Source organism: Mesorhizobium sp. M2E.F.Ca.ET.209.01.1.1 (assembly GCF_004010375.2).
In the GTDB taxonomy this organism is placed as follows: domain Bacteria; phylum Pseudomonadota; class Alphaproteobacteria; order Rhizobiales; family Rhizobiaceae; genus Mesorhizobium.
Genome location: NZ_SADP02000409.1, coordinates 1 through 373, shown reverse-complemented (window position 1 = coordinate 373; position 373 = coordinate 1). Strand labels below are relative to the sequence as shown.

Annotated in this window: 1 protein-coding gene; it reads right to left on the bottom strand. The window is 66.8% G+C overall.

What is annotated here, in order from left to right:
- The coding region (locus EN852_RS36230; RefSeq protein WP_246694517.1) for a PEP-utilizing enzyme at nt 1–373 on the bottom strand (373 nt) is incomplete at both ends.

Genomic DNA, 373 nt, shown 5'->3' with positions numbered 1-373 from the left:
GCAACGCCGTCCTTGGTTACAGACGGCTTCTTGCGCAGCTCGCGATAGACTTCCTGCCGCCGCGCCCGGAAGCGGACCTTCTCGGCGTAGGCTGCTTCCAGGTCGGATTGCGGCCTGAGATGGATGGTGCCTTCCTCGCCGTCGACGATGATGGCGTCACGGTTTTCCGCCATGGAAACGGCGCCCTTCACCTGGCCCGCGACCGGAATGCCCATGGCGCGCGCGACGATGACGACATGGCTGGTCGCCGCGCCATCCTCCAGCACCAGGCCGCGCAGCTTGTCGCGCGGATAGTCGAGCAGCTCGGCCGCTCCCATCGACCGGGCGATCAGGATGGCATCCTTGGGCAGCGAAGCCGCGACATCCTCAGGAC